Genomic DNA, 23,407 nt, shown 5'->3' with positions numbered 1-23,407 from the left:
TTTGCAGCGCCCGACCATGCGAAAAATGGAGTCAGGCTTGTCATTTCTCTGTCCGGATTTACGAGCTACTAGATAAACCACTGTGGCTCTTGCTTTATGTATTTCAAATGTTTCTTTTGCAGAGGAGTAAGCCCGCCTTCTTGGTCGCATCGCTGTTGAATAAAATCAAGGGTTTGGGGGTTTTCCAGGTCAATGGTAATTTTAATGTCTGTGGTGGATCTAGTGCTTATTGTTTTGTCGTTGACTTGGGTGACGTCTATGAAAGGGTTTGATGACTCTGAATAAATTACCCAGATAAGTTCTTTTTCTTTGTCCAAGTAAGCAATAAATCCTTCGGGTCCGTAGCTTCCCTCACCTACGCAGCAATAGCCTCCATTAGTAAGCGGGATTTCCTTGAGAATATCAATGTGGCAAACATCGCATTTATGTGTTGCATGAAAGTCTTCCAGGCTGAATTTTTCTCCGATTTTTATACTGGGCGATGGGTAAGTGGCAATTTTACACGAGCAAGCCTCTCCGCTGGAGAAGTAGATGGCATCCTTTATTGGAAGTAGCTCCTGTTCCCATAATTTCATTATGATGTTTTTCATACGTCTATCCACAATGTGTTGGGCGATTGCTAAGTCTAGTATCAGGGACTGCTCCACCATTTCTAACGTTTCTAGGATCGCTGAATCTTTGCTAAAATTTCTGAAGCCATGTTTTGCCAGTGGTTGAATGTTAGCCGTACTGCTGAGTTCGCCCGGCTGTATCCGTGACCCGGACCGGCAATGCCCAGTGTCGCAAATATTTGATGTGCTCGTTGCGACCGAGGGGATCTCGGGTCCAATCAGGCGGCCGATATCATCGTAGCTGTAGCGCCATTCGCCTCCTAGTGGGTCGATGCTATTCAGCAGTTGGCCGGCCAAAGTATCTTCTTGCCAACAGTTGCCGAGCGGATCGATGTGTTTATAGACCGTCTTACAATGGGCCCCAGAAGTAGTGATCAAGGCGGCCGAGATTGTCCGTGACGAGGGTTTCACCGGCTTCCAGGTTGTACTCGAACCGGTACTCGTCTCCATCACTGCCCCAGTGGCTCATGACTCCCAATTCCTGGCTGGGCTTTGGCCGTTGTTGGGGGCGGCAGAGGATGCCCACGCTTCTGGTCGAGCAGGTGCAATAAGTGCCGCCCGATGACGGTGTTATGGCTACCGTCGCCCAAGCGACGAGACGCGTATACAGCTGATTGCAAGATAGGTTCGTCGCAGATGTTCAGGTATTACTGCGGACGGCACCTATTCATGATAAAAGCTCTTCCCAGAACTCACCGTTCTCTGCGTGTACCGCAGGTATTATTTCTGAAGCGTTTCCTTGTTTTAGGAAAATAGTTCCGACTCCTCTTGCAAATGCTTCAAAATTACAGGCGATTGTTTTCCAGTCAGACATTTTTGATTCGCTAGTGATAGCAGAAATTTTCCCATTTTCCGTATTTAGCAATATTGTATAAGGGTCGGAGGTTGCAATGGCAATGGTGTTACTTGGTCTTAGATTTCCTGTCCACCAGCGACTAAATTCATTATCTGTATTGATTTCTATGAGTTGCTCAATATAATCTTTTTGTGTGCCGAATGATATAGGTCCAAGCGTAAAATTGTTCATGTCGTACTCTTGGATGAACATCAAAAAATCGCTTGGGATCTTTGCGCTGATCGAGTTTTCCAGTATGTTTATATTTTTGCGGGGCGATGTGCGGCGTTTAAGGATAAGGTCATTCATGTCGCTGCCGAAAGGCTCAAACTTCGTTCTGAGTTCAGACTCAATTTGTTCCATGGTGAGTAACATTCTTAATCCTGACTTCCTAAGATGCTTAAAGGCTAAGCATTGTTTGAATGCTGTATGCCTGGAATACAAGGGGTCGGTAGGTTTTTCCCCGGCCGCTTACATTAAATGTAGTTAGATTGCCCGTGGTCTCAATGGTAAAACAAGGCTGTAATGATAGCTGTGTGTGGTTTGATTTTAGTTCAGGTTCTACTTCCTGTGCTGATGCGATGTCTATGCTGTCTGATCCTTATTTCGTCTAATGGTCGTTTCATAGGGATATTCCTATCGAATAAAGTTGGATTATTTCATCAGTTTTTCTAGGTCTGTATTGGAGAGGGGTAGTTTCGGAGTGTCGAGATCACGTAGAATTAGCAAGTGAGGGTCGAGCTTTACTTTACGAAGATTTTCCAAGCTGGGCTTCCCTCCTGCCACAAGGGCGTGTTCGAAGCCGTACATTTCGTCGACGGCAAGTGGGCCGTATTTCTTAAGTGCGCGCTCAAATAAAGGTTTGCCGTTTGAATCGGTGTTATCATAGTCGTCGGGTTCGCTGGTTCCAAATAGTGATTGTATCGTCATGTTTTGATTTGCCAGCTCTTTAGGTTTTAGGCGGCTTTTTAATGCAAGTATCTCATTGTTGTTACAGATAACTGATGCACTATGCCCGGTTTTTTCGCCGCATAAGTATAGGTTTCCGAAAGCGCTTCTGGCTATGACGTGGAATCTATCAAGAAATTCCATCGGTGTATCTTTCAGCCAGACGTCTTTAAGATGTTCGTAATCGTCAGGGTTAACAGTCCAAAAAATTCCGTTTCCATATCCTGCCCACCCCTCATCTTGCCAGTATTGGATTAATAGAGGAGGAAGTGTATCCTTCCATTTCGCAATGCTTGCTTCTGGAACGTGGGTTTGTTGAATGGCTTCTCCAAAGCACTCGATGAACTCAGCAAAATCTAAATCTCGCATAAATTATTTCCTTCTTTTGTCTGGAGGGCAAATGGTTAGCTCTACATTCATACTGTCCATACCTTTGCCCTGCTTTATGGCTCTTTCTGCCGCGCGTTCGATTGTCTCAATTCTTGCCTTATGTCCCCAACTTCCACCAATAGCGCTGTTTATACGTTTGTCTCCTAACCCTTTGGGGTCAGGTTTGGCCCAACCTCCCGCGATCATATCGGGCTCGTGTAGAGCGGCTAGTCTTTCCATGATAGCGCCGCTCTCTTTTTTAGCTTCAGCTTTCGCCACTTTAGGCTCTAAGCCCTTGTTTCTTTTGCTTTCGTATATGCTCTTTTCGATTTCTTTACGTCTGTCACTTCGGTAATCGCGCTGCGCTTTTTCTGCTAAAGGATTCCGGCCGGAATTTCCAGTTTTTTGCTTGGTTTCGTTGAATATTCTCCTTGCATCAGAGAATTCTTTTGCCGACATGCTGTTAATTGAATCCTCCTGCCGTTTGATCTGGCGAGCATACTCTTTGAGATACCCTTTCTTGTCTGCCTCGCTCATCTTCTTGTAGGCGTCTGACTGCCGAGGATCGAAACAGTCTGGTTTTTTCTTTTGCAGTTTCTTCGGCCGTACCTTTCCGCCTGACGCCTGTTTACGTGCAGGTGCCTCCCTGGCTCGCTTCTGCGCTGCTCCTCTCGCCGTTCGCTCAACAGCCTCCTTGGAAGTCTTGACCGACGCCTCCACCACTGCCTTGGCGCCATGTCTTCTTATTTTTCCTGCCGTGCCTGTGTAACCCGCAAAGGGAATAGCCGAAAGCAGCGACAATGCGGCACCCGCATAGTCCCCGCGCGATAGGCTGATGCCGGCGTTAGCGACATCGGCGATCTCGCCCACCACCGGAATCAAGCCAACAATATCCAGCCCTAACTGAATACCGTCCAGCACCTGTTCGCCCGTTACCCCTTCCGCGGGCGTCTCGCTTTCCACCTCAGCATTGGCGTCGTTCGCAGCCTTACCCATTGCAGGCGTTTCACCGTTCACGCGCCCCAGCGTGTTGCCATTGGGCGAGGTGATAGCGCCACCGCGGCCTGCGGGAGGGTAGAGTTCAGTGTAGGTGGGTATGTCCTGCAGGTCAGCAAGTTCTCTCTGAAATGCCTCCTTGCGCAGTGCTTCATATCGTTCTTCGTCAAGCTGAAGGGCCTCGCCCCATTCGCTGACCCCATCTGCAAAGTCGACCAACACCTTACTGGTGCCGTCAGTCTGTATGAACATCCTGTCTGGGCCGCCTGGCAGCTTGCGTAGTGCTACCTCCTGGACCTGGACATGAAGCGTGTCCAGTTGCACGGGCTGATCCGTCATGGCATCAGCTCCCATTCATCCAGAACAAGTCGCCATGACGAACCAAATGACGCCCCTCGGCACGCACGGAACTGCTGTGCTCCAGTGGGTGACACTTGCCCTCTACAGTGCCGCTCTTTATACCTTTCGCCTTGCCGGCTGCGTCGCCGATGGTATTGGGTGTAAAGCTACGTTTGTAGATCACAACCGGATGGCCATTGGCGCGTACGCTCTGGGCAACCCCGGTGCTGGTATCGAGCTCTGCGGTAACGGGGTAGGGCACGGGTGGAATGCTGCTACCCATGGGCGTTTTGCAAACATCGGGCGCGATGCTGACGACTGTCCATTTGCCTTGTTGGCGGGCCATTACGTTGTCGGCCATGTCACACCTGCTCCCTATTGCCGCGTTTTGCCCGCCGGATGATCGGAGCGTCAGGGTTGCTCTCAAACCGTGCTTCGAGCACACGTATATCGAGCGATCCGGGCAGGCTGATGCGGTGGGTCATTGACAGCGTCATGGCATCGGTATCGATGCGTAGCGTGTCGGTGAGCATGGGCAGCGGGAGCATCACACCGTTGGTCATACGCATGAGTACGAAAGGTCTGTGCCCAGGTAACTGGATGTCACAGCGTCCGTCAGCGCTCAATGATGGATCGGTCAGATTGAACAGCGTGATGCGCGCGTTGGGCGCTGGGTGAGGGATCTGTTGATCGGAGGGGGCACCGTTCCAGTAAGCGAAGTCGAAGTCTTGCGGCAGACCCGGCCAGTGGTTGTCTTGCCAGGTTTGATCATAGGTGCCGGCGAGAGCCAGACGTGGTGACCAGGCGCGGCCGACGACGCCAAAGCCTGCGGGCGTGTAGCCATACCCATTTGCCACATCGGCCATAGCTGATGCATCCAGCGGGCCCGCCGGGTGCCGTGTGCGAACGAGGCGTTCAATGGGATCGTCCAGATGTTCTATTTGGGCGGCCGGCAAGCGCTCAAGGAAGTCGCCCGTCAGCTCGTAATGCAGCTTTCCATGGTGGTGCTCTAGCCATCCCCGGCCTAATGGGTTGCTAAAGCAGACTTCGTTGAGAAGAAACTCGGGAGCATCGGGTGCGCGCCCAAATTGTGGGTTGGCGATTTGGCTCGCCCCCCCAAAAGCCCATTCCCAGCGCAGTGGAACGCGGGTGGCGAGTTCTGGTTCGGACAAATGCCATCCCAGTAGCCCATGGCGAAACTCACGCGGGCCGGTGAAGCGAAGTGTTTTGTCCAATAACAGCTGCGGCGTGCGCTGTTCTCTATTACGTCGCCGCACGTCCAAGATGTTGGCCTGATGCTCTTGCAATTCGGCGGCGGTGAGGCGAACACCCGGTGCACGCTTTGGCGGCGCTGGATCAGAGAGCTCGATGTTGGGGCGGGTGGATGTGACGCGTATCCCAGCCTCCCAAGTGTGTGCCGGACGACCTGCAGGCGCATGTGAGTGGCCGACTACGATGACATCGCAGCGGGGTTTGAAGGGCGCTAGGTCGCTTTCCTCGAGCACAGAGCCGATACCGGGTTCGCCATAGTAGGTGTCGGCTTTACATAGCGGTAGCGGGTCTTTATCGATGACGATAGCGCGATACCGGCCTGCCTGATCTTCAACCGGTTCAAGGCGATAGCCAACCTTCATTGCGATGACCGGATGTTCCTGGCCGTCAGGCGCGAGCGCACTGAAGCACATGACGTCAAAGGGCGTCAGGTTGCGAAACTTCATCTTGGGTTACCCCTTCAGTTGATATCGACATCCTTGCCGTTGATTTGCACAGGCCCTGTGGCACTGAAGTCAAAGTTGCTGCCGTTGATCAGCACGGTGCCGTCGGACTTCATCACTAGCGTGGACTTACCCACGGTGATGCTCAGTTCGTCACCAGCGGTGATGTTGAACGTGTTGCCGACTATCACCGACTTATGTATCCCCACCTGTTCGCTCTGGCTGAGCCCAACTGTCGTGTTCATGCCCGCACCGACACTCACTTGGTAGCCCGCCCCGATGGTCAGGGCCTTGGCCAAACCGATGGTTTCCGCCTTGGCGAGACTGATGGTTTCAGTCTTGTTGGCGCCGATGGTCACGCTGCGGTTGGCGCCGATGCTGATTGTTTCGTTCTTGCCAACGTCTTCAGTGCGGTGGTCACCAATGGAGAGGGTTTCGTTGTGGTCCACGCGTTCGCTGCGGTCATTGCCGACGAAGGTGGTCTCGTTGTTTTTGACGACGTTGTTCTGGTCCTTTTCGGCATGGATGAATACCTCCTGCCGGCCCAGTTCATCCTCGAAACGCAGCTCATTGAAACCATCGCCCTTATGTGTCTGGCTCTTGATGGTCATCCGCGTCTTGTGATCGGGCAGGTCATAAGGCGGCAGCTGATCACCGCAGTAGGTGCGCCCGGTGATCATCGGCTGGTCGGGGTCACCGTTGACGTACTGCACGATCACGTCCTGGCCGATCCGAGGGATGGCCATCGAGCCCCAACTGCCACCCGCCCAGCCTTGAGATACTCGCAGCCAGCACGAACTGAACTCGTTGTTCTGGCTTTCGCGGTCCCAGGGGAAACTGACTTTTACCCGGCCCCATTGATCGCAGTAGATTTCTTCGCCCGGTGGGCCGACGACGGTCGCCATGTGCGGCCCGTCGATTCGCGGTTTTGCCAATGGGGCAGGGCGCCACTCGGTTCTGCCGGGGACCAGCACTGCGGTCTGCTCGTAGCGCGTGCTTGCATCGGCGCCGGCGGCTTCTTCCTGCAGGCTGGTGAACTGGTGGCCTTTATGGATAACGGTGTTCACCCGCCAATGCGTATTGAGGTCGTCACGTGGGTGACCGGTCAGGGTGAAACTGAGGCCCGGTTGCAGGCGCACGTCATCGCCCTGGACCTCGGCAATACGGACATCATGGCGCAGCGCAGTGATGCGGTTTTCAGTGAACGGTTTGCCCACGGCATCGCGTTTATAGCGGCCTGGGTAATCGAAGTATTCGTACTCTCTGGACTGATGCTCCAGGAAGGGCCCGGCGGCTCTGTGCTCCTGGCGGTAGGCCGGGTTGGTAAAGGTGTAGTCGCGCTGCACTTGGCGGGCAGTACGCACCTGCTCGCTGTAGCGCAAGCGGCGCAGGCAGGGTTTGGTTTGGTCACCACCGCTGTTGGTGTGGTACAGCACGCGGTTAGGGTCTATAGGCTCGTCGTCATCGTAGAACCCTTCATCTTCATCGTCGGTTTTGATGGCGCCATGGCTGATCTGGCCCAGGGACTGCAGCCGATCGGTGATGATCAGTTTGTGCAGCTTTTCACTGTGCGCGAAGCGGTAGACGAAGCCCTCTTCGGCCGCCAGGCGGGCGATGAACGCCAAGTCCGTCTCACCGGCCTGGACGCAGAATTCGCGGACCTGATGGTCCATGCTGGCGCGCACTTGGTATTGGTTGATGCCCTGGCGCTGGAGCATCAATTCAAGAATCTGCGGCACGGTCTTCTGCTGGAAGATGCGCCAGTTCGAACGCAGGTTGGCACGGGCCAGCTGGGGCTCGATCAGTGCGTCATAGTAGGTGCGATAGAAGCCACTTTCCGCCTGGCTGAAACGGCTGACCAGGCCGTGCACGTAGCGCACTGGGCGTTCGCCTTCCCAGATGGTGAAGAGCACGGGTTGGTCGAGCAGGTGGCCAAAGTCGATATCGTTTTCGAAACTGACCAATTTCAGGTCCAACTCGAAGGGGATGCTGATCCCTTCTCGAAGCTCGAACGACACCACTTCGAATTCAGCTTTGCCAATTAGAGGCTGGAAGCTGTAACGCAAGTCAGATTGGCTAGGCATAAGCAATCCTTGTCCGCCGTCTGAGGTGACACAAAGCCCGGGCAGGTGAACCCGCCCGGAGCATTCATGAATATCAGGCGACGGGTGCTCGCCAATCATCAGAGCCACTGGTACCCGCTACGGTGTGATCCCAGACGATCTTCCGATAAGTCATCGCAACCTCGACCAGTTGCGTGTAGTTCTCGTTCACCTTGTTTTCAGCGTGGGGGAGGACGGTGTTGATGCTGACAATGGTTGCGTCTATGAGCGTGGTGCTGAAGAAGTGCTCTTGTTTGCCTTCCATAGAGGTGCGGTACCAATTGATTTCAACGGTCGGCAGCCTTTCACCTGTGACCAGCGCTGCATACATGAGCGGCGTGGCCTTGTTGAGCGAACTTGTGAACATAAGTGGCTTATGTACGCGTTGCCCGCTGGGTTGACCATTCTGTGGATTGGTGGGCGTGGTCACTTCATGCTTGATTTCCTGAACCAGAATTTCATCTTCATGGCCTTCTTGGAAAACGTTACCGACGGAGTCAGCGGTGAAGGCGCCGGCGGTGATGTTGCCTTGAGTTTGACCAGTTATCTTGATGTAGGCGGGTGTTGGCATGGCAGTCTCTCCTGCGTCCATGTGGAAAAAGCACGCGCACTCCGGGTGGCGTGGCCATCGGGAACGATGGGCTTGTCAACGAAGCAAATCGCCTCGTCAATCCGTTGAATTCAGTTGCGTCGGTTGTCGGCTGTTCACTGCTGCAAAATGCTGTTGAGCGACTCCAGCACTTCGGTGGTTATCAAGTGCAGCCGGTAGCTGTAGATGCCGTAGGCCACCGCCATGGCGATCGCGGAAATCACTAACGGGCTCCACCACGGCCATTGCCGGTTCATGCGGAAGTTGCGTGGGGCCACGTTGGTGTAGGGGTCGCAGACCGATTCCGGCACGGGGCCGCGCAGTTCCCGGATGATCCCGTGGAGCTGGTGAATAAGCCCGTTCAGTGACTCTTCGCCTTTCGGCGCGATGGCGTATTTGCCCTTCAGGCCAAGGCACAGCACGAAGTACATGAACTCCAACACGTCCTGGTAGCGCTTGGGTTCCTGCATCAAGCGCGACAGCACGGTGAAGAATTTCTCCCCACCCCAGGTTTCGTCATGGAAGATGCTCAGCAGCGGTTCCTGGCTCCAGCAACTGTTTTTACCCCAGGGCCTTTCCATGACCGCTTCATCAATGAACAGGCAAAGGCCGTAGGAGTACGCCAGCAACTGAGCGGGCTCGTAGCCGTGCTGGCGTAGCTCCTCGCGAATATTGACGATCGTGTTGCTTACCTGCTGGTGCACCTCCTGGATGTTGGGCAACGCATCCAAGGTGCGCAGGCGTATCACCAGGCCAAACAAGGGGGCGGCGGCGTCCAGCATCAGGTTTACGTAACCACCGCGCAGTTGAAATTCCGGGTCGGCGGGGTAGCCTTCAGAAGCAGGCTGGGCCTGTTGTTCTGATTGAGGATCGGCAGGCGATGTATTCGCCCCGCTATCAGCATTCTCTATCGCCCCGAAGAACTTTTTATCGTGACCCTGACTGTTGTGAGTGTCATTTTTCATCTCATTCACTCCTAATCGCCCAGAACTGCAGCTCTAGCCCAGGGAAGTCCCCTGCAATATGAATCCCGAACCCATTGGCTGTTTTCATGCACGCCCAGGCAGGGGCACGTCGATCCAGTTCGAAGTAGCTGAAGCCTGCATGGAAGGGCAGGTCGCGAGGCGCCACCGGCAAGGTGTTCAAGGGAATGCCGGGCAGTTGCAACTGCACCAACTCCTCCAGTGCCTCGAGTGAAGTGATCTTGGCTTTCTGGATGAACATCTGGCGCAACGCCTGGGGTGGCAGATCGGCGCGCACTGCAAGGATGAACGTGGCCCCATCGATCAGTCGGCGGTCCTCCAACGCGGCTGTCAAAACGCCGTACTCCAGCGTCTCCAATGGCAGCGAAACGGCGCGTGGTTGCAAGACTGTGCTCAGTGCCCGGCGTAGCGTCTCTTCCAGCGGCTTGAAGGAGGTGCGTAGCGCGGTATGGTGATAGGCGGGATATTCCTGCGGCAGCCGGCTCTCGTCGGTAAAGGTCACGAACTCACCGCAGGCCTGGCTCATGCACAGGTAGAGCTGCTCGGGGTGGGTCTGCCCTTGCCGAGCCAGATGCTGGAAGCACGGCCACCAGCGGTTCATGGCTTGCAATAGGTTGAAGTCGCGAATATCGGCGATACCGGACTGCCCTGAGGCGCCAATGCGGGCGGCCAGGCTGCGCGCACGTTCGCGAAGGGAGTTGGTGATTTCTTCAAGGAAACGCTGCAGCGCTGGCACCGCACGCACCGAAACGCTGGTGGGGTAGAACCCCTCATCCAGCTGCAGGCTGCCATCGGGGCGGCGTTCCAGAATGCGGGCCAAAGCCAACCGTGTATAAGCGCTGCTGTCTTCGGCCTTGCGTTTGAGCTGTAGATTCGGCACCGCCAGGTCCACTTGCACCAAGTCTCCGTCGGCGCTGTGGGTGTCCTTGATTTCCTCTGCGTGGGCACGGTAACGGAAGTTGGCGGCATTGTCGGGCCAGCTCACCTCCCGGCCACCTTCGGTACGCAGCGGCAGGCACAGGTAGATCTCGCTGTCGTTGGCGCCGTCGTCCTCGATTTCCAGCGGTGGGGGTGGTGGCAGGTCTGCGGGGATATCGAATACTGTGCCGTCCGGCATGATGCCTCGTGCACGGGTGATGGCGACCTTGCCCAGGCTCAGGTATTCATCGTTCAACTGCAGCTCGCTGAAGCCGTAGAAGGCGGCGTTCAGGCTACCAAGACGTTGATGCAACGCCGCTTCGGCGGCACGGCAAGCCTGTTGGAAATGCTGCGGTTTGACGAACAGGCCCTCAGGCCACAGGACGGGGTTACGTGAACTCATGAGCGCTCCATGTCAGCGTGAGTAAGCGAGAAATGCACGGCTGCAGGTACCATCAGTCCTCCTCCTTGAGCAGGACCTGCGTGTCGTTGAGCAATACCGACAAGATGATCTGGTGGCCGCGGGGCGCAATGCGCAGTACCTGGCTCCAGGTGGCGTTTTCCTGGTTCCGGTAGTCGGCGATCACCGCAACGAAGCGTGTCTCCGGCTCGATGGGCGTAAAGGGGATGAACTTGAACTGGCCAGGGCGCAGCAAGTAATCGTCATCGCGTATGTAGGTGCTTCGCAGCGCCTTGGCAGGGTCCTTGTCCAGCAGTTCGTACACGCTGTTGCGGATGAGCGAGTCGTCGCGAAGTTGCAGGATTTTGATGGCCATGGGCGTAGCGATGGGCTCGGCAGCCACGGTGGTGGTGCGAGGCAAGGTCAGGGCTACGGTCGGATCCTCGTAGCTGCCGGGGGTACTTTCTTCCAGGGGGGAGCGCGCTGGATCGTCGCCATCGTCCAGTGGCATGTCGACGGGCGACAGGGCGGGGAAGTGTTCCTGCAGGTACTCATGCAAGGCCCCGACTTTTTCGGTCAGCACGTAAGGGTCACCGGCGCTCAGGCTAACGGCATATGGGCTGGGCTCGATCACAGGCTCCAACTCGGATACCACTTCAAGGCTGTGCGGATTGCCATTGAGTGTTGGGCTGGCATTGATGCTGAACGCGACTTGAGTGGGGTGTTCATTGGGTGGCCCGACGGGTACCGAGGGGTCCATCACCACTTGGCCGATTTTGCTCAGGGAGGTGCACCCCGAAAGTCCGAGCAGCGCAACCAGCAGGCCGGCCACGAGTGAATGACGCATCATGGGCGATCTCCTGCAATCAAATGGTCCAGCGGGGGCTCGTTGGCAGGGCTTGTCGCTGTATCCAGCGCCGTCAAGGGGTCGTTGCCGATACCTGGCGCGAAGGCCGAGCAGATATCGGCGGCAACCTGCGCGGCGCCTGAATCGGTTTGCCAGGCGGTGCCTGGGGCCTCTAGCAACCAGCGGTCAAGGAGGTTCTGTTTAGAACTGAACAGCTCCTCCAGGGAATGTGAATCGGCCTGTAAAAATTGAACGTGCAGGCGATAGGCACCAACCCCCAGTTGGTCACCCTCAACCAGACGCCTGGGGGCGAGTGGCCCCAAGTTCTCGCGGCTGTCATTCAGGTAGGTACGCTGACAGCGGTCGATTACGCAGAAGCTGCCCTCGATCCAGCGAATCTCGCAATGGACCGGTGCAACGGTCTGCTCACGATCATTGATCAGCCAAGTGCACCCGGCGCTGCCGATGGTGCCGCCCGCGCAGTCGAACTGATGGCGGGCGGTGACGTTGTGTTGCAGCTGATCAAGGTTGGTGATGCTCAAGGTCAATGTGCTCATGAGCGCCCCCGGAACCGCACCACAGGGCTGATCTGGCCGTGGCGGTCATCGACAAAGCTGGTCCAGCCCAGATAGGCGCCTTGGCTGCGGTGCAGGCAGAAGGATGACAGCGCGTTGCGCTTTATCCGCAGCTCCAAGTCATAGGCCAGCCCGTCGCGCAACAGGAAATCGATCAGTGCACGCAAGCGATTGAAATTGAGGCCGCTGGGCAAAAAGTCACGCAACTGTTCCTGGTCCAGCTCGCTGATCACGATGGTGAACTTGCTGCTGCGGGTTCGCGTGCGGCTGCCGACCATGAAGGAGTTGCCAAGCTCGCCGTTGCTGCGGCCAAGGCGTACCAGCTGCTTGGCCTCAGTGAGGACCGAGCGCGTTTCGAATTCGCGGATCTGCACCTGCTGCAAGTCGAAACAGTGGGCAATGATGCCGGCAACGGTACCCGGTGCACGGCTGCGGCTGGCAATGACCCCAGCGAAGCTGAGCAGCCGGCTCCAGGGCAGGGCGGTGTGGCCGCGCAGCTGTTTGTCGTTCAACCCGAGCAGGGCAAAGATGTACTGCGAGAAGCCATCGGTAGCACCCGGCTGGAAGCGGATGTAATAGCGGTACTTGCGCCAGATGCGGTACAACAGGCTCAGCAGGTAGTGATTGAAAAAGTCGAAGAAGGCCGGCCGCACACCGATGCCGTGGGCATGCTCGTACGACACTTCTTCCAAGTAATAGGTTGGCAAGGGCGAGTCAGTGCCGTGCAACCCCATGAAGGTGGTGCACACGCGATAGCGGTCTCCTGCGTCTGGCATGCGTTCGGCCTTGTACACGTCGGCCACCGGAAAGGTCAGCCGCGGGTCGCTCGCAAGCCGCACGCGCCGCCGTGTGGCCGGTTCGGGCCAGCGTGGTTCCAGGTTGTCCCCGTGCAAACCGTGCAGGCGCTCCAGCAACTGGAAGAAGTTGTACTGGTGCGCCTCGGCGAGCAGTTTGTCGGCTAGATCAGCGGTTGCTTGCCGGTCTGGATTGGCCATGTGTAGTGCTCGTTGTTGGTGGTGTTGATCACTTCCAGTTGGTGGAAGGAATTGATGCTGGCGTACAGGGCGAAGAAGTGCGCGAGCACGCAACCGAACAGATACAGGTCGCCTTCGCAGAGGAATGCGCTTTGGTCCAGTTTCAGCCGTGTACGCAGGCCGCGAATGGGCTGGCCCTTGATCAGCCAGTCCAGGGGGGCTGTGTGCACATCCTGGATGCCGTCCAGGCGTTTGCGGGTGGAACGGGTTTGCTGGATGTCATGCAGGGCGGCGAAGTCGTAGGCATTGATGACCGCTTTCAACGGCTCGGCCGAGAGCAGCGACAGGTAGTTCAGCGACATGTTGGAGATCAGGGCCCATTGCAACTGGCCGTCCAGCACCGGCCGACAGGGGCGGCTTGGAGCACAGAGGTTGGTGTAGGTGGCCAGGGGAGGCGTGATCTCGGAAATCACATTGATGTCATTGACCGCCAACGCCCGCGGCAGATCTCGGTTGGTGCAGGTCAGGTCGATGGAGGCTGTTTCCAGTTCGCCGATGTAGGCGTTGGCGTCTGCGCGTACGAATGCGATACGGTGGGTGACGCTATCGTCCCGCAGGGACGGTTCCATGATGTAGCGGTAATACAGCGCTGTGCGCCCCTGCACGTGCTCGATTTCATGGGCGAACGACTCGAAGGCTCGGAAGGTTCGCAGGTGTTCGCCGGCGCTGCCGTCTGTTGTCGTGCGGGTGCTGATGACCCGATCGACGCTGAATATTTCATACGCGTGGCGCTCCTCACCTCGGGGCGTAAGCTCAGCCTGGGCGAACCGTTGGGACAGGTCGATGGGCTCGGCGCTGTGGCTGAACAGGTTTACCGCGGGGGTGCAGAACAGGCTGAAGTCTGCCCTGCCGACCCGCAGCGAATCAGGCAACTGCCGGGTGAAGTGAAATTCAAGGCAGACCTCCTGAGCCGCCTCAGCGGGCCAGACCTTCTCCAGGCCGGCAACGCTGAAAAAGTGGAAACGCTCGGGAAAGATGAAGTACTCCTGCAAAATCCGGTAGCCGTCGAACACGTTCGGTGGGTACGGCAGCAAGGCTTCATCCGGGCTGAACCCTGGGAGGACGATGCTGCTGGCCGGCAGCCGGCGGACCTCGCCGTCGACTGTCACCGCGACATGTTTGAGGTAGTGAGCAATCCACAGATAGAGGGTGCGGGCCGTTTGCGTATCACCGCTCAAATGAAAATCGAGACTGGCGCAGCCCAAGGTGTTCAACGGCCGATCGACCAAGGTTCGCAGGTCGAGCCGAACCACCGAACTGTCGAGCGTCTGCGTAGCACTCACCGCTTCGATCTCGAACGGATGGATGTCCACCGCCGTACAGGTCCGAAACTCGCAGTGCACGCCATCCACGGGTTTGGAGAACAACCGCGAGCCCTTGGGAATACGCTGCGACTGGCTGAGCGCTTGCTTGCGTGGGGTGAACTGGATGATCGTGGCGCTCGGCAGAGGCCGCAGGTAGTTGGGCCAAAGCAACTGCAGCATCGGGTGCGTCAGCTCCGGCAGGTCGTCCTCCAGCTTCAACCGCAGCTTGGCGGTCAGGAAGGCAAAGGCTTCCATCAGGCGTTCGACATCCGGGTCGCTACCACCCTTGCCGAGCAGCCGGGCAAGTTGTGGGTTGTCCTGAGCGAAATCGTTCCCCAGTTCATGGAGATAACGCAACTCTTCGCTGAATCGATCCTTGAGTGACATGGGTCACCTCACGCGGGTGTGGCGGTTATGGCCGTTGACCAGCAGCTCCAGTTGCAGCTGCTCGGTGTGGTTGTTGACCTGCACGTGGCAGTCCAGCCGGAAATGCAGCTCCAAGGGGGCATGACAATCGGGTACTGCCTTGAGCGTTCGCACGTGCACGCGCGGCTCGAAGCGCTCAATGGTGCGGCGGATGTCTGCGCTCACTTGCTTCAGGAGGTCGCCGCTGCTTGCGTCGTGCCGGTTGAAGTCATGCAGGCCCAGCTCAGGGCTGCTTTGTGAGCAACCCTGGCGAGCGTTGAGCAACGTTTCGAGGTGGCGCTTGATGGCGGCGAACTTCTGGGTAGCGTTTTCTTGCCTGGACAGCGCCCGGCCTGCGAACGGGTTCGTCACCAAATCATCGAAAAATCCACTCATTGGGTATCAAGCCGGCCAACCAGGGAGATTTCGAAATTCGCTCCCATGTACTTGAAGTGCGGTCGTACGGCGAGAGAAACCTGGTACCAACCCGGTTCACCGGCAACGTCCGAAACTTCGACCTTTGCAGCACGTAACGGGCGACGGCTGCGCACATCGGCAGACGGGTTTTCCTGGTCGGCGACGTATTGCTTGATCCATTTGTTCAGCTCGGACTCAAGGTCCTTGCGCTCTTTCCAGCTGCCGATCTGTTCGCGTTGCAGCACCTTGATGTAGTGAGCCAGCCGGTTGACGATGAACAGGTAGGGCAGCTGGGTGCCGAGCTTGTAGTTGGTCTGCGCTCGCAGGCCTTCCGGGGTCTTGGGGAAGTTCTTTGGTTTTTGCACCGAGTTGGCTGAGAAGAACGCGGCGTTGTCGCTGTCCTTGCGCATGGTCAGGGCGATGAAGCCTTCTTCGGCCAGCTCGAACTCCTTGCGGTCGGAAATCAACACTTCGGTAGGGATCTTGGCCTGAAGCTGGCCTAAGGACTCATAGAGGTGCACCGGCAGGTCCTCGACTGCACCACCCGATTGTGGGCCGATGATGTTCGGGCACCAGCGGTAGCGGGCGAAGCTGTCGTTGATGCAACTGGCCAGCAGAAAGGCGGAGTTGCCCCACAGGTAGTTGTCGTGCTGCCCGTCGATGTCCTCGCGGTAGTGATAGCTCTGGACCGGATTTTCCTGCGGATGATAGGCCGAGCGGAGCATGAAGCGTGGGCCGGTCAGCCCAACATGCCGGGCATCCTCGCTTTCACGGAAGGCACGCCACTTGGCATGCCGTGGGCCGGCGAAAATGTCCTTGACCTCCTTGAGGTTTGGCAGCTCTTCGAAGCTGCTGAGATTGAAGAACTCAGGAGACGGCGCCGCGAGAAATGGGGCGTGTGCCATGGCGCCCACCGAGGCCATGTAACTCAGCAGTTTGATATCTGGAGAGGAGGGGCCGAAGTTGTAGTTGCCGACCATCGCGGCAATCGGTTCACCGCCAAACTGGCCATAACCTGCGGTGTAGACATGTTTGTAGATGCCACTGCAGGTGATGTCGGCTGAGTTCTCGAAGTCGTCGAGCAGATCACCTTTGCTGACGTGCAAAACTTCAAGCTTGATGTTCTCGCGAAAGTCTGTTCGGTCGACCAAAAGCTTGAGGCTTCGCCAGGCGGATTCAAGTTGCTGGAACTCGGGTTCATGCAGGATGGCATCCATCTGCTTGCTGAGTACTCGATCCAGCTCCGCAATCATCTGATCGACCCGGTGTTTGTTGATGAGTTGATCTGGGTCATGACTTTTAAGGATTTCGGTAATAAAGGCAGACACGCCTTGGCGAGCGACTTGATAACCCTCTTGGCTGGGAACCAATTTGGTTTCTGCCATGATCTGGTCGAGCAGGGTGGCGTTGCTCAGCGTTTCGGTCGTTGTTTCAACCGCGACAGTCGTGTTGTTTTGCTTTGGCATAGGGACGCTCCGTTGTCTCAGTCTTCTTTCGGCGCTTCAAGCACCAAGTCCAGTTCCTGGGCCAGTTGTTTGCGCGCTTGCTCGTCATTCAGCAGGTGCTGCAGTTGCTTGCGGAACGTGGGCACGTTGCCCAGGGGGCCTTTCAGGGCGACCAACGCTTCGCGAAGCTCCAGCAGCTTGTTCAGCTCCGGTACCTGTCGCGCGATGCTGTCGGGCCCGAAATCGTTGATGGACTTGAACCGCAGGCTGACCGCGAGCTCTGCGTCGGGGGCCGTGCTGAGCACGGACGGCACGGACATCACCAGGTTGACATCGGCATCGTTCAACACATTGTTGAAGGAGTGTTTATCGATGCGCATGACCGAGCGGTCCTCCAAGGCGCGGGCATCTTTCAACCCGAAATCACCAAGCACCAGCATCTTATGCGGCAGCTCTACTTCGGCCTGTTCATCGCCAGTAGCGGGTACGTATTTGATGTTGATGCGTTCTTTAGGTGCAACTGACCCTGTGGCTTTTGCCATCGCCGAATATCTCCCTTTTTAATTGTGGGCGTGCGTAAAAGTTATGTGGTGTGCGTCAGTATGTTTTGTAGGAAATTTCCCTGATGTTGGTCTGCGGTATAAACAAAAAACAACGGTTTTAAACAAGCTGGCGGGCTGTATGGGTTGCCCAAAAAAACATGCGCTTGGTTTGCATGTTTGGTCGAGTGCAAAAGTGTTAAAAAATATTTGTTTGTCGCACAGGAATTTTATCAGCTAGGCTGTTGTCGATTTCCGGATTCTGAAGTGCCTGATGGTTATTTGGATTCGATGGTGATCAAGGAGTGTGTGTTGTTGAAAGGGAGTTACTTGCGATGGCTGGTAAAAATTCTTACATAGTAAGTCTTGCACTGGTGCTCAGCTTTCTATCGATGTCCGTGTATTCCGATCAGGATTGTCGGCGCATCGTTTCCAATTTGGAGCGTTTGGCCTGTTTCGATAGATCGGCCGGAACGCCTGCTCATCTTGTGCCTGTGCAATGGTCCGCGCCGGAGCAAGACTCGCCCACGTTGCGTCGTGTGTTGACCAACGAGGTGGGGCGGCCCCCAGAGGACCTGACGTTTCGCCTCAAGGCTGAAGATGATGGGCTGATGATCTCGGCGCCGGCGATTGCTTCGGTCGCTCCGCATACCTACCTGGTCATCAGCTGCGTGCAAAACATTTCCAGGTTGCAACTGGTTACAGCACAACCCATCGAGGCCAGTCGGGTGAACGTGCAGTTGCAGGGCGAGCGGGGTTCAACTGTCCCTACCCTCTGGCAAGTGACGGAAAACGGCCAGGTGCTTGACGCTGGCAGAGGCTTGCCGGCCATCGAGCAGATCAAAAAGCTGATAAAGGCCTATCGCATTCAGGTCCAGAGCGATAGCCCGGCCGTTGACGGGCTGCTTTTCGATGCCCATGGGCTGGACCCACTCATCGATGAGGCGCGCAAAGCATGTCGCTGGTAGCAGAGGTCACCGCACAGAACATTGCCCGGCTGCTTGCCCCCATCGACGCACAGAACCCTGCCGGCCTGTTCGACGTGGAGGACGAAACCTACCAGGCCATTGACCAGGAGATGGTCAAGCTGGGTGGGCTGCAGGAGCCTTCCATCGATTGGGCATTCATCGAAGAAGCGTCCCGCCAGTACTTGGGCCAAGCGTGCAAGCACTATCGCATCGTCGCGCACCTGAGTGTCGCTTGGCTACGTAGCCGATGCTGGGAGCACTGGGGTTTTACCCTGGCCTTGTTGGCCGGCATGGTCGAAGCCTATTGGGAAAGTGCACATCCTAAACCGGGCCCTAAAGGGTTTCTCGGTAAGCGTAAGCTGGTTGCCCTGACACTGATCCGCTTGGCCGAGGCATTACCGCGCCTGGATCGCTTGACCTTCAGCCCCGCGCACGCGGCGGCGGCTCAGGGCGCACTGCAAAGGCTGCAACAGCAGCGCGATGCAGCGCAGCTCGAAGAAGCGGCCCTGAGCGAGCTGGATCGGTTACTACGCAAGCACATGGAGCTTGCTAACGGGCTCACTGAGGCCCCCACGGAAAAGCCCCCTGCAAAAGGCAGCAAGTCTGCGTCGTTGGCCGAGGTCATCGCCACGCCAATGTCCCGTGTGTCGTTCGCCAACGAGCGTGAATCACGAAGAGCCATGCTCACCATGGCGGAGCTGATCAACCAGCAGGACCCCTACGATCCTGCTGGCTACCAGTTGCGTCGTTTCGGCTTGTGGGCCCACATCCAGACGGCGCCTGAAACCAGGCACGGCCATCGCACTGAGCTGATGGCGGTGCCGCAGGAGATCGCCGGGGACTATGAAGATGCCATCGCCGGCACTGCAGTTGACGTGGCCATCCTCCAGCGGATCGAAAAGAGCGTGACGGCCAGTCCCTACTGGATACGTGGCAGTTTTCTCGCAGCGAGCGCTGCCACGCGCCTGGCGATGAGCGAGGTGGCTGAGGCTATCCGCGCAGCGAGTGCGCGGTTCGTGCAGCGCATACCTGCGCTGCAGCAGCTGTGCTTCAGCGACGGCAGGGTATTTGTCGACGACCAATGTCTGGCGTGGCTCCGGGGTGCACAAGGGCAGTCCGATTCGGGCGCGGCTTCTCAGGAATTCGCAACGCTTCGAGAGGAACTGGCCTGCCAGCTGGAAACTAGCGGCGTTGAAGCGGTATTGCTCAGGCTGCAGGGAATGCAGGCGGACTTCCGTAGTTTGCGTGAGCGCTGCCATACCACCGTGATCGCGGCTGATCTGTTGGCTGCCCGGGGTGTGTCCTGGCTGGCCCAGGATTTGTGCGCAGGCGTTGCTCGAACGATGCAGGAAACCTCCGCCAGCGCCTGGGAGCCTGAGGTGTTTCAACGCCTTCAGCAGTATGCATCCACCATCCCTCGCGGGCTGATTGCAACAAGAAACGGGAGTCACGATGAGTCGAGTGTGGAAGCATCTTAAACGTTGGGGCCTGCCGCTGCTGACGGGTGTCGGCCTGGCCATGCCGCTGCTGCTTGGGCTGGGCGCCGTCTTGCTACTGGCTGCGATCTGGTGGCTCGGCCCGCAATGGACCTGGCGCGAGCAGCAGCCGCTGGCGAGCGTGGCGCATCGCGCGCTGGCTAGCCTGACGCTTGTGTTGGTGCCGCTGCTCTGCTGGCTGGTGGTCTTGCACGGGCGTTCGCGCCGCCTGCAGGCGCAGCGCCAGCAGGCGGTGGCCGCTGAGCTGGACGATGTATTGCCCTTCGTTCAGGCACAAGAAAAGGCATTAGACCAAGGGCTGGCGCGTTATCTGGACAACGCCGGTGGCCGACGTGCGTTGTATCGGCTGCCCTGGTATCTGGTGGTGGGTGACGAACAGGCCGGCAAGACCAGTTTTATCGACCGTACTGAACAAAGCTTTTCCCTGACCCGTATCGACAAAGCACAAGCTCGGGGCCGACAGGCGCAAGCACTGGCACACCCGATAGGCTGGTGGGTCAGTGACGACGCCGTGATCATCGACCCTCCGGGCGCCTTCATTCGTCAGGGGGCGTTGGCGGGGTTGTCCGAAGCATCGAAAACATCGAACCCACCCCCTGCAACCTCGGCCAGGTTGTGGGAACACCTGTTGGGCTGGCTGGTGCGTAACCGAAGCCAAAGAGCCCTCAACGGCCTCTTGCTGGTTGTCGACCTGCCTGCTCTGCTGCAGGGGGCACCTGAGCACCGTGTTGCACTGGCGCATGTCTTGCGCGCGCGGTTGTATGAGGTAAGCAATCAGTTGGGATCGCGCCTGCCAGTGTATGTGGTGCTGACCAAATTCGACCTGCTGGACGGTTTTGACCAGCTATACGCCGCGCTGCCTGCCGCCACACGGGAAAAAATGCTGGGCTTCACGTTCAAGCTGGAGGCTGCCGGCACGTTCGACGATTGGCTGGAGGAATATGGTGAACACTACCGTCGGTTGATCAACGATCTGTTCGAACAGGTGGTCGAACGGCTGGACGTCCTGAACGGTGCAGCACAGCGCTCGCGTCTGTTCACACTGCATGGGCAGCTGATCGGGTTGCGTCCGATACTGCTTGGCTTCTTGAAAGAAGCCCTCGCGAGTGACCGCTTCACCACCCCGGCTCTGGTACGCGGTGTTTACTGGTCCTCGGTCGTGCAGCAGGGCGACATGCTCAACGCGTTCGTGCGTGAGGCGGCGCAGCCCTACAACACCGACTTTCCGCTGCGTGAGGGCAAGTCGCAGGGGCCGGCGCTGGTCTATTTCATTCAGCATGCCTTCCGGCGTGTCATCTACCAGGAAGCCGGGCTTGCCGGAGACAACATCAAAGTGGCACGCAGCAAACGGCGGTTGCTGTGGGTGGGTTCTGCAGTAGGCGGGCTTGCCTTCTGCGTCGCCATCGCCAGTTGGCAGCGCTACTTTGACATCAATGGCGCCAAGGCCGCCAACGTGCTTGCCAAGAGCAGTGAGTACAGCCATCACCAAGTGGACCAGCGTCTGGACCCCTCCGGGCGCAACCTGTTGGAGCCCCTGGACCAGATTCGCGATGCCGTGTCGGTGTTTGGCAACTACCGTGATGCGTGGCCGGGTATTTCCGATCTTGGTTTGTACCAGGGGCGCGCCATCGGCCCCCGCGTCGATGAGGCCTACCTGGCGTTGCTTTCCAAGCGTTTCTTGCCCGCCCTGGCAAGTGGCGTGATCGATGCAATGGACGCTGCACCACCTGGCAGTGAACAGCAAATGGCTGCTCTTCGTGTTTATCGAATGCTGGAGGACCGCCAGAACCGCCGGCCCGAATGGGTCGAGGACTGGTTCGCCCATCAGTGGCAACAGAAGTATCCCGGCCAGGGGCAACTGCAACGCGACCTGATGCGGCACCTCAACTATGCCTTGGCCTATGCCGATACCGATCTGCCGCAGTACAGCCAGCGCATTGCCGAGGTGCAGCAGACGCTGCGCCAGATTCCCCTGCCAGAGCGAGTCTATGCGAGCCTGAAACAGCAGGCTGGGGAACAGCTGCATGTTGGCTTGGATCTGCGTCATCAGGTGGGGCCAGCGTTCGATGTGGTGTATCAGCTGTCGTCTCGCGCCGGGCAGGGTGAGGGGGTACTGATAGCACCCATGCTCACCGCCAAAGGCTTCAAAGAGTACTTCGAACCCCGTAGTCAGCGGTTTGCGGAAATGGCGATGATCGACCAGTGGGCGCTGGGTGAGCGCGGTCAGCTTGATTACTCGGATGCCGACCGGGAGGCGCTAGGCGAACGGCTGCGTAACTTGTACAGCGCCGATTTCATTGACAGCTGGCGGCGTGCCTTGAATGCCTTCGCGGTGGCTGACTTCCGTGATCTGGATCATGGGGTCGCGATCCTGCAGCAACTGACCGGGCCTGCGGCGCCCCTGCATCGGCTATTGGATGCTGTGAAGGACAATACGTCGCTTTCATCGGCCGTGGGCGCAGAGTCTCTTGCGCAAGCCGAAGCGTTGCTGCCTGCAAATAGCAAACCTGAGCAGCAACAGGCATTGGCTATTCAACGGGCCTTTGCTGGGCTGGGTGCCATGCTGCAAGCAGCCGGTGAGAAACCCAGCTATTACGATGAGACCCTCGGTGCGATCGCGGCCGTGCACGACTATGCCAAGTCGGTGCAGGATAGCCCTGACAGAGGCAAGGCGGCGCTGCAGGCCGTGCATCAGCGATTCTCGATGACGGGGCAGGACCCGATAGGCACCCTGCAGCGGGTGGCTACTGGCTTGCCGGAACCCATCAACCATCAGGTCCGGAAGGTCGCCGATCAAACGGCGCGAGTGCTGAATGTCGAAGCCCTGCGTGAGTTGGAGCGGCGCTGGGACGCTGAGGTCTATAGCTTCTTCCAGCAGCGCCTGGCCGGGCGCTACCCCTTCGTGGTGCGGGCGCCCGATGCCTCCTTGGACGACTTCGAGGCATTCTTTGGCCCGAAGGGTCGGCTTCAGCGATTCCATGATCAATACCTGAAGGTCTTCCTGCAGGAAAACCTCGAAAGCCTGCAAGCGGGCCATCAGGGGAATTCACTGATCCGTAGCGATGTGATCGAACAGCTGGAACGGGCAGACCGTATCCGTGAGACCTTCTTCGATCAGCGCGGCAACCTGAGCGTGCAGTTCAGCATCGAGCCGTTGGGCCTGAGTGCCAATCAGCGTACAAGTTTGCTGGACCTGGACGGCCAACTGATTGCCTACACCCATGGCCCGAGCCAAATCACCGGCATCGTCTGGCCTAACACCCTGGGGCAGCAGGTGCGCAGCAACCTGACCTTGCTGAGGCAGAACGGCAACAGCAGCAGCCTTGAATACCGTGGCCCCTGGTCGATGTTCCGCTTGCTCAGCCGTGGCTCGCTCAATGGACGCACGGCGGCCAGCGTGGACCTGAGCTTCAGGGCCGGCGATGGCGTGATGCGCTACAGGCTCAACGCTGAAAAAGCATTCAACCCCATTACTCAGGAACCGTTCAAAGGTTTTCGGTTACCTCGTGGGTTGTTGCAGCAGATACCGAAGATGGCACAGGCGCATGACGTTTCCATGTGAGAACCAAAGG

At 57.5% G+C, this 23,407-nt stretch carries 19 protein-coding genes and 1 pseudogene; 3 read left to right on the top strand and 17 right to left on the bottom strand.

Annotated elements, in window-relative coordinates; genetic code table 11:
- Positions 1 to 68: 68 nt before the first annotated feature.
- From JNA92_RS14805 to tssB, 17 genes are all read right to left on the bottom strand, one after another.
- Positions 69 to 1,061, bottom strand: coding sequence for an RHS repeat domain-containing protein (locus JNA92_RS14805; protein ID WP_241805388.1), 993 nt, complete (start codon positions 1,059 to 1,061; stop codon positions 69 to 71).
- A gap of 217 nt (positions 1,062 to 1,278) precedes the next feature.
- Positions 1,279 to 1,821, bottom strand: a complete 543-nt coding sequence (locus JNA92_RS14800) for a hypothetical protein (RefSeq protein ID WP_241805387.1) — start codon at positions 1,819 to 1,821, stop codon at positions 1,279 to 1,281.
- 279 nt (positions 1,822 to 2,100) lie between these two features.
- Positions 2,101 to 2,763, bottom strand: coding sequence for a GAD-like domain-containing protein (locus tag JNA92_RS14795; RefSeq protein ID WP_241805386.1), 663 nt, complete (start codon positions 2,761 to 2,763; stop codon positions 2,101 to 2,103).
- Positions 2,764 to 2,766: 3 nt separating this feature from the next.
- A complete protein-coding gene (locus JNA92_RS14790) occupies positions 2,767 to 4,098 on the bottom strand; it encodes a polymorphic toxin type 15 domain-containing protein (RefSeq protein WP_241805385.1) in 1,332 nt (443 codons plus the stop codon).
- Positions 4,099 to 4,102: 4 nt separating this feature from the next.
- On the bottom strand, positions 4,103 to 4,459 hold the full coding sequence (locus tag JNA92_RS14785; protein ID WP_241805384.1) for a DUF4150 domain-containing protein: 357 nt from the start codon (positions 4,457 to 4,459) through the stop codon (positions 4,103 to 4,105).
- A 1-nt stretch (position 4,460) separates the two neighbouring features.
- Positions 4,461 to 5,816 (bottom strand): DUF2169 family type VI secretion system accessory protein, encoded by a 1,356-nt coding sequence (locus JNA92_RS14780; RefSeq protein ID WP_241805383.1) that lies wholly within the window; start codon positions 5,814 to 5,816, stop codon positions 4,461 to 4,463.
- Between the two features lie 14 nt (positions 5,817 to 5,830).
- Positions 5,831 to 7,897 carry a type VI secretion system Vgr family protein gene (locus tag JNA92_RS14775; RefSeq protein WP_241805382.1) on the bottom strand — a complete coding sequence of 689 codons (2,067 nt, stop codon included), beginning with the start codon at positions 7,895 to 7,897 and terminating at the stop codon, positions 5,831 to 5,833.
- Between the two features lie 73 nt (positions 7,898 to 7,970).
- Positions 7,971 to 8,486: an Hcp family type VI secretion system effector gene (locus JNA92_RS14770; RefSeq protein WP_241805381.1), complete on the bottom strand. Its 516-nt coding sequence runs from the start codon at positions 8,484 to 8,486 to the stop codon at positions 7,971 to 7,973.
- Between the two features lie 134 nt (positions 8,487 to 8,620).
- Positions 8,621 to 9,469 carry a type IVB secretion system protein IcmH/DotU gene (gene icmH / locus JNA92_RS14765; RefSeq protein WP_241805380.1) on the bottom strand — a complete coding sequence of 283 codons (849 nt, stop codon included), beginning with the start codon at positions 9,467 to 9,469 and terminating at the stop codon, positions 8,621 to 8,623.
- Between the two features lies 1 nt (position 9,470).
- Entirely contained in the window at positions 9,471 to 10,808 is a 1,338-nt protein-coding gene (tssK, locus tag JNA92_RS14760) for a type VI secretion system baseplate subunit TssK (RefSeq protein WP_241805379.1), read from the bottom strand.
- 52 nt (positions 10,809 to 10,860) lie between these two features.
- Positions 10,861 to 11,655: a type VI secretion system lipoprotein TssJ gene (gene tssJ, locus JNA92_RS14755; RefSeq protein ID WP_241805378.1), complete on the bottom strand. Its 795-nt coding sequence runs from the start codon at positions 11,653 to 11,655 to the stop codon at positions 10,861 to 10,863.
- Positions 11,652 to 12,209 (bottom strand): FHA domain-containing protein, encoded by a 558-nt coding sequence (locus JNA92_RS14750; RefSeq protein ID WP_241805377.1) that lies wholly within the window; start codon positions 12,207 to 12,209, stop codon positions 11,652 to 11,654. The genes tssJ and JNA92_RS14750 overlap by 4 nt, the downstream gene beginning before the upstream one ends.
- On the bottom strand, positions 12,206 to 13,222 hold the full coding sequence (gene tssG / locus JNA92_RS14745; protein WP_241805376.1) for a type VI secretion system baseplate subunit TssG: 1,017 nt from the start codon (positions 13,220 to 13,222) through the stop codon (positions 12,206 to 12,208). The genes JNA92_RS14750 and tssG overlap by 4 nt, the downstream gene beginning before the upstream one ends.
- The gene (tssF, locus tag JNA92_RS14740; RefSeq protein ID WP_241805375.1) at positions 13,186 to 14,952 is read right to left on the bottom strand and encodes a type VI secretion system baseplate subunit TssF; all 1,767 of its coding nucleotides are present in this window, start codon (positions 14,950 to 14,952) and stop codon (positions 13,186 to 13,188) included. The genes tssG and tssF overlap by 37 nt, the downstream gene beginning before the upstream one ends.
- 3 nt (positions 14,953 to 14,955) lie before the next feature.
- Positions 14,956 to 15,366 (bottom strand): type VI secretion system baseplate subunit TssE, encoded by a 411-nt coding sequence (gene tssE / locus JNA92_RS14735; RefSeq protein WP_241805374.1) that lies wholly within the window; start codon positions 15,364 to 15,366, stop codon positions 14,956 to 14,958.
- Positions 15,363 to 16,853, bottom strand: a complete 1,491-nt coding sequence (tssC, locus tag JNA92_RS14730; RefSeq protein WP_241805373.1) for a type VI secretion system contractile sheath large subunit — start codon at positions 16,851 to 16,853, stop codon at positions 15,363 to 15,365. The genes tssE and tssC overlap by 4 nt, the downstream gene beginning before the upstream one ends.
- Positions 16,854 to 16,870: 17 nt before the next feature.
- Complete coding sequence (tssB, locus tag JNA92_RS14725; RefSeq protein ID WP_241805372.1) at positions 16,871 to 17,374, bottom strand: type VI secretion system contractile sheath small subunit; 504 nt, start codon at positions 17,372 to 17,374, stop codon at positions 16,871 to 16,873.
- A 302-nt stretch (positions 17,375 to 17,676) separates the two neighbouring features.
- Here tssB and vasI point away from each other — a divergent pair, with 302 nt between their 5' ends.
- The 3 genes and pseudogenes from vasI to tssM all read left to right on the top strand — a co-directional run bounded on the left by vasI (position 17,677) and on the right by tssM (position 23,397).
- Positions 17,677 to 18,339 carry a type VI secretion system-associated protein VasI gene (gene vasI / locus JNA92_RS14720; RefSeq protein WP_431312463.1) on the top strand — a complete coding sequence of 221 codons (663 nt, stop codon included), beginning with the start codon at positions 17,677 to 17,679 and terminating at the stop codon, positions 18,337 to 18,339.
- A pseudogene (tssA, locus tag JNA92_RS14715) lies at positions 18,327 to 19,795 on the top strand (type VI secretion system protein TssA). Before vasI ends, tssA begins: the two are co-directional and overlap by 13 nt.
- Complete coding sequence (tssM, locus tag JNA92_RS14710) at positions 19,792 to 23,397, top strand: type VI secretion system membrane subunit TssM (protein WP_241805370.1); 3,606 nt, start codon at positions 19,792 to 19,794, stop codon at positions 23,395 to 23,397. Before tssA ends, tssM begins: the two are co-directional and overlap by 4 nt.
- Positions 23,398 to 23,407: the final 10 nt, after the last annotated feature.

Source organism: Pseudomonas putida (assembly GCF_022627325.1).
Lineage (GTDB): Bacteria > Pseudomonadota > Gammaproteobacteria > Pseudomonadales > Pseudomonadaceae > Aquipseudomonas > Aquipseudomonas putida_X.
The sequence above is the reverse complement of the archived record's forward strand: the minus strand, read 5'-3'. Positions and strand labels throughout refer to the sequence as shown.

Coding starts and splice junctions, on each gene's coding strand:
- JNA92_RS14805 (WP_241805388.1), bottom strand. CDS start 1,061: ATGGAGACGAGTACCGGTTCGAGTACAACCTGGAAGCCGGTGAAACCC.
- JNA92_RS14800 (WP_241805387.1), bottom strand. CDS start 1,821: ATGTTACTCACCATGGAACAAATTGAGTCTGAACTCAGAACGAAGTTT.
- JNA92_RS14795 (WP_241805386.1), bottom strand. CDS start 2,763: ATGCGAGATTTAGATTTTGCTGAGTTCATCGAGTGCTTTGGAGAAGCC.
- JNA92_RS14790 (WP_241805385.1), bottom strand. CDS start 4,098: ATGACGGATCAGCCCGTGCAACTGGACACGCTTCATGTCCAGGTCCAG.
- JNA92_RS14785 (WP_241805384.1), bottom strand. CDS start 4,459: ATGGCCGACAACGTAATGGCCCGCCAACAAGGCAAATGGACAGTCGTC.
- JNA92_RS14780 (WP_241805383.1), bottom strand. CDS start 5,816: ATGAAGTTTCGCAACCTGACGCCCTTTGACGTCATGTGCTTCAGTGCG.
- JNA92_RS14775 (WP_241805382.1), bottom strand. CDS start 7,897: ATGCCTAGCCAATCTGACTTGCGTTACAGCTTCCAGCCTCTAATTGGC.
- JNA92_RS14770 (WP_241805381.1), bottom strand. CDS start 8,486: ATGCCAACACCCGCCTACATCAAGATAACTGGTCAAACTCAAGGCAAC.
- icmH (WP_241805380.1), bottom strand. CDS start 9,469: ATGAAAAATGACACTCACAACAGTCAGGGTCACGATAAAAAGTTCTTC.
- tssK (WP_241805379.1), bottom strand. CDS start 10,808: ATGAGTTCACGTAACCCCGTCCTGTGGCCTGAGGGCCTGTTCGTCAAA.
- tssJ (WP_241805378.1), bottom strand. CDS start 11,655: ATGATGCGTCATTCACTCGTGGCCGGCCTGCTGGTTGCGCTGCTCGGA.
- JNA92_RS14750 (WP_241805377.1), bottom strand. CDS start 12,209: ATGAGCACATTGACCTTGAGCATCACCAACCTTGATCAGCTGCAACAC.
- tssG (WP_241805376.1), bottom strand. CDS start 13,222: ATGGCCAATCCAGACCGGCAAGCAACCGCTGATCTAGCCGACAAACTG.
- tssF (WP_241805375.1), bottom strand. CDS start 14,952: ATGTCACTCAAGGATCGATTCAGCGAAGAGTTGCGTTATCTCCATGAA.
- tssE (WP_241805374.1), bottom strand. CDS start 15,366: ATGAGTGGATTTTTCGATGATTTGGTGACGAACCCGTTCGCAGGCCGG.
- tssC (WP_241805373.1), bottom strand. CDS start 16,853: ATGCCAAAGCAAAACAACACGACTGTCGCGGTTGAAACAACGACCGAA.
- tssB (WP_241805372.1), bottom strand. CDS start 17,374: ATGGCAAAAGCCACAGGGTCAGTTGCACCTAAAGAACGCATCAACATC.
- tssM (WP_241805370.1), top strand. CDS start 19,792: ATGAGTCGAGTGTGGAAGCATCTTAAACGTTGGGGCCTGCCGCTGCTG.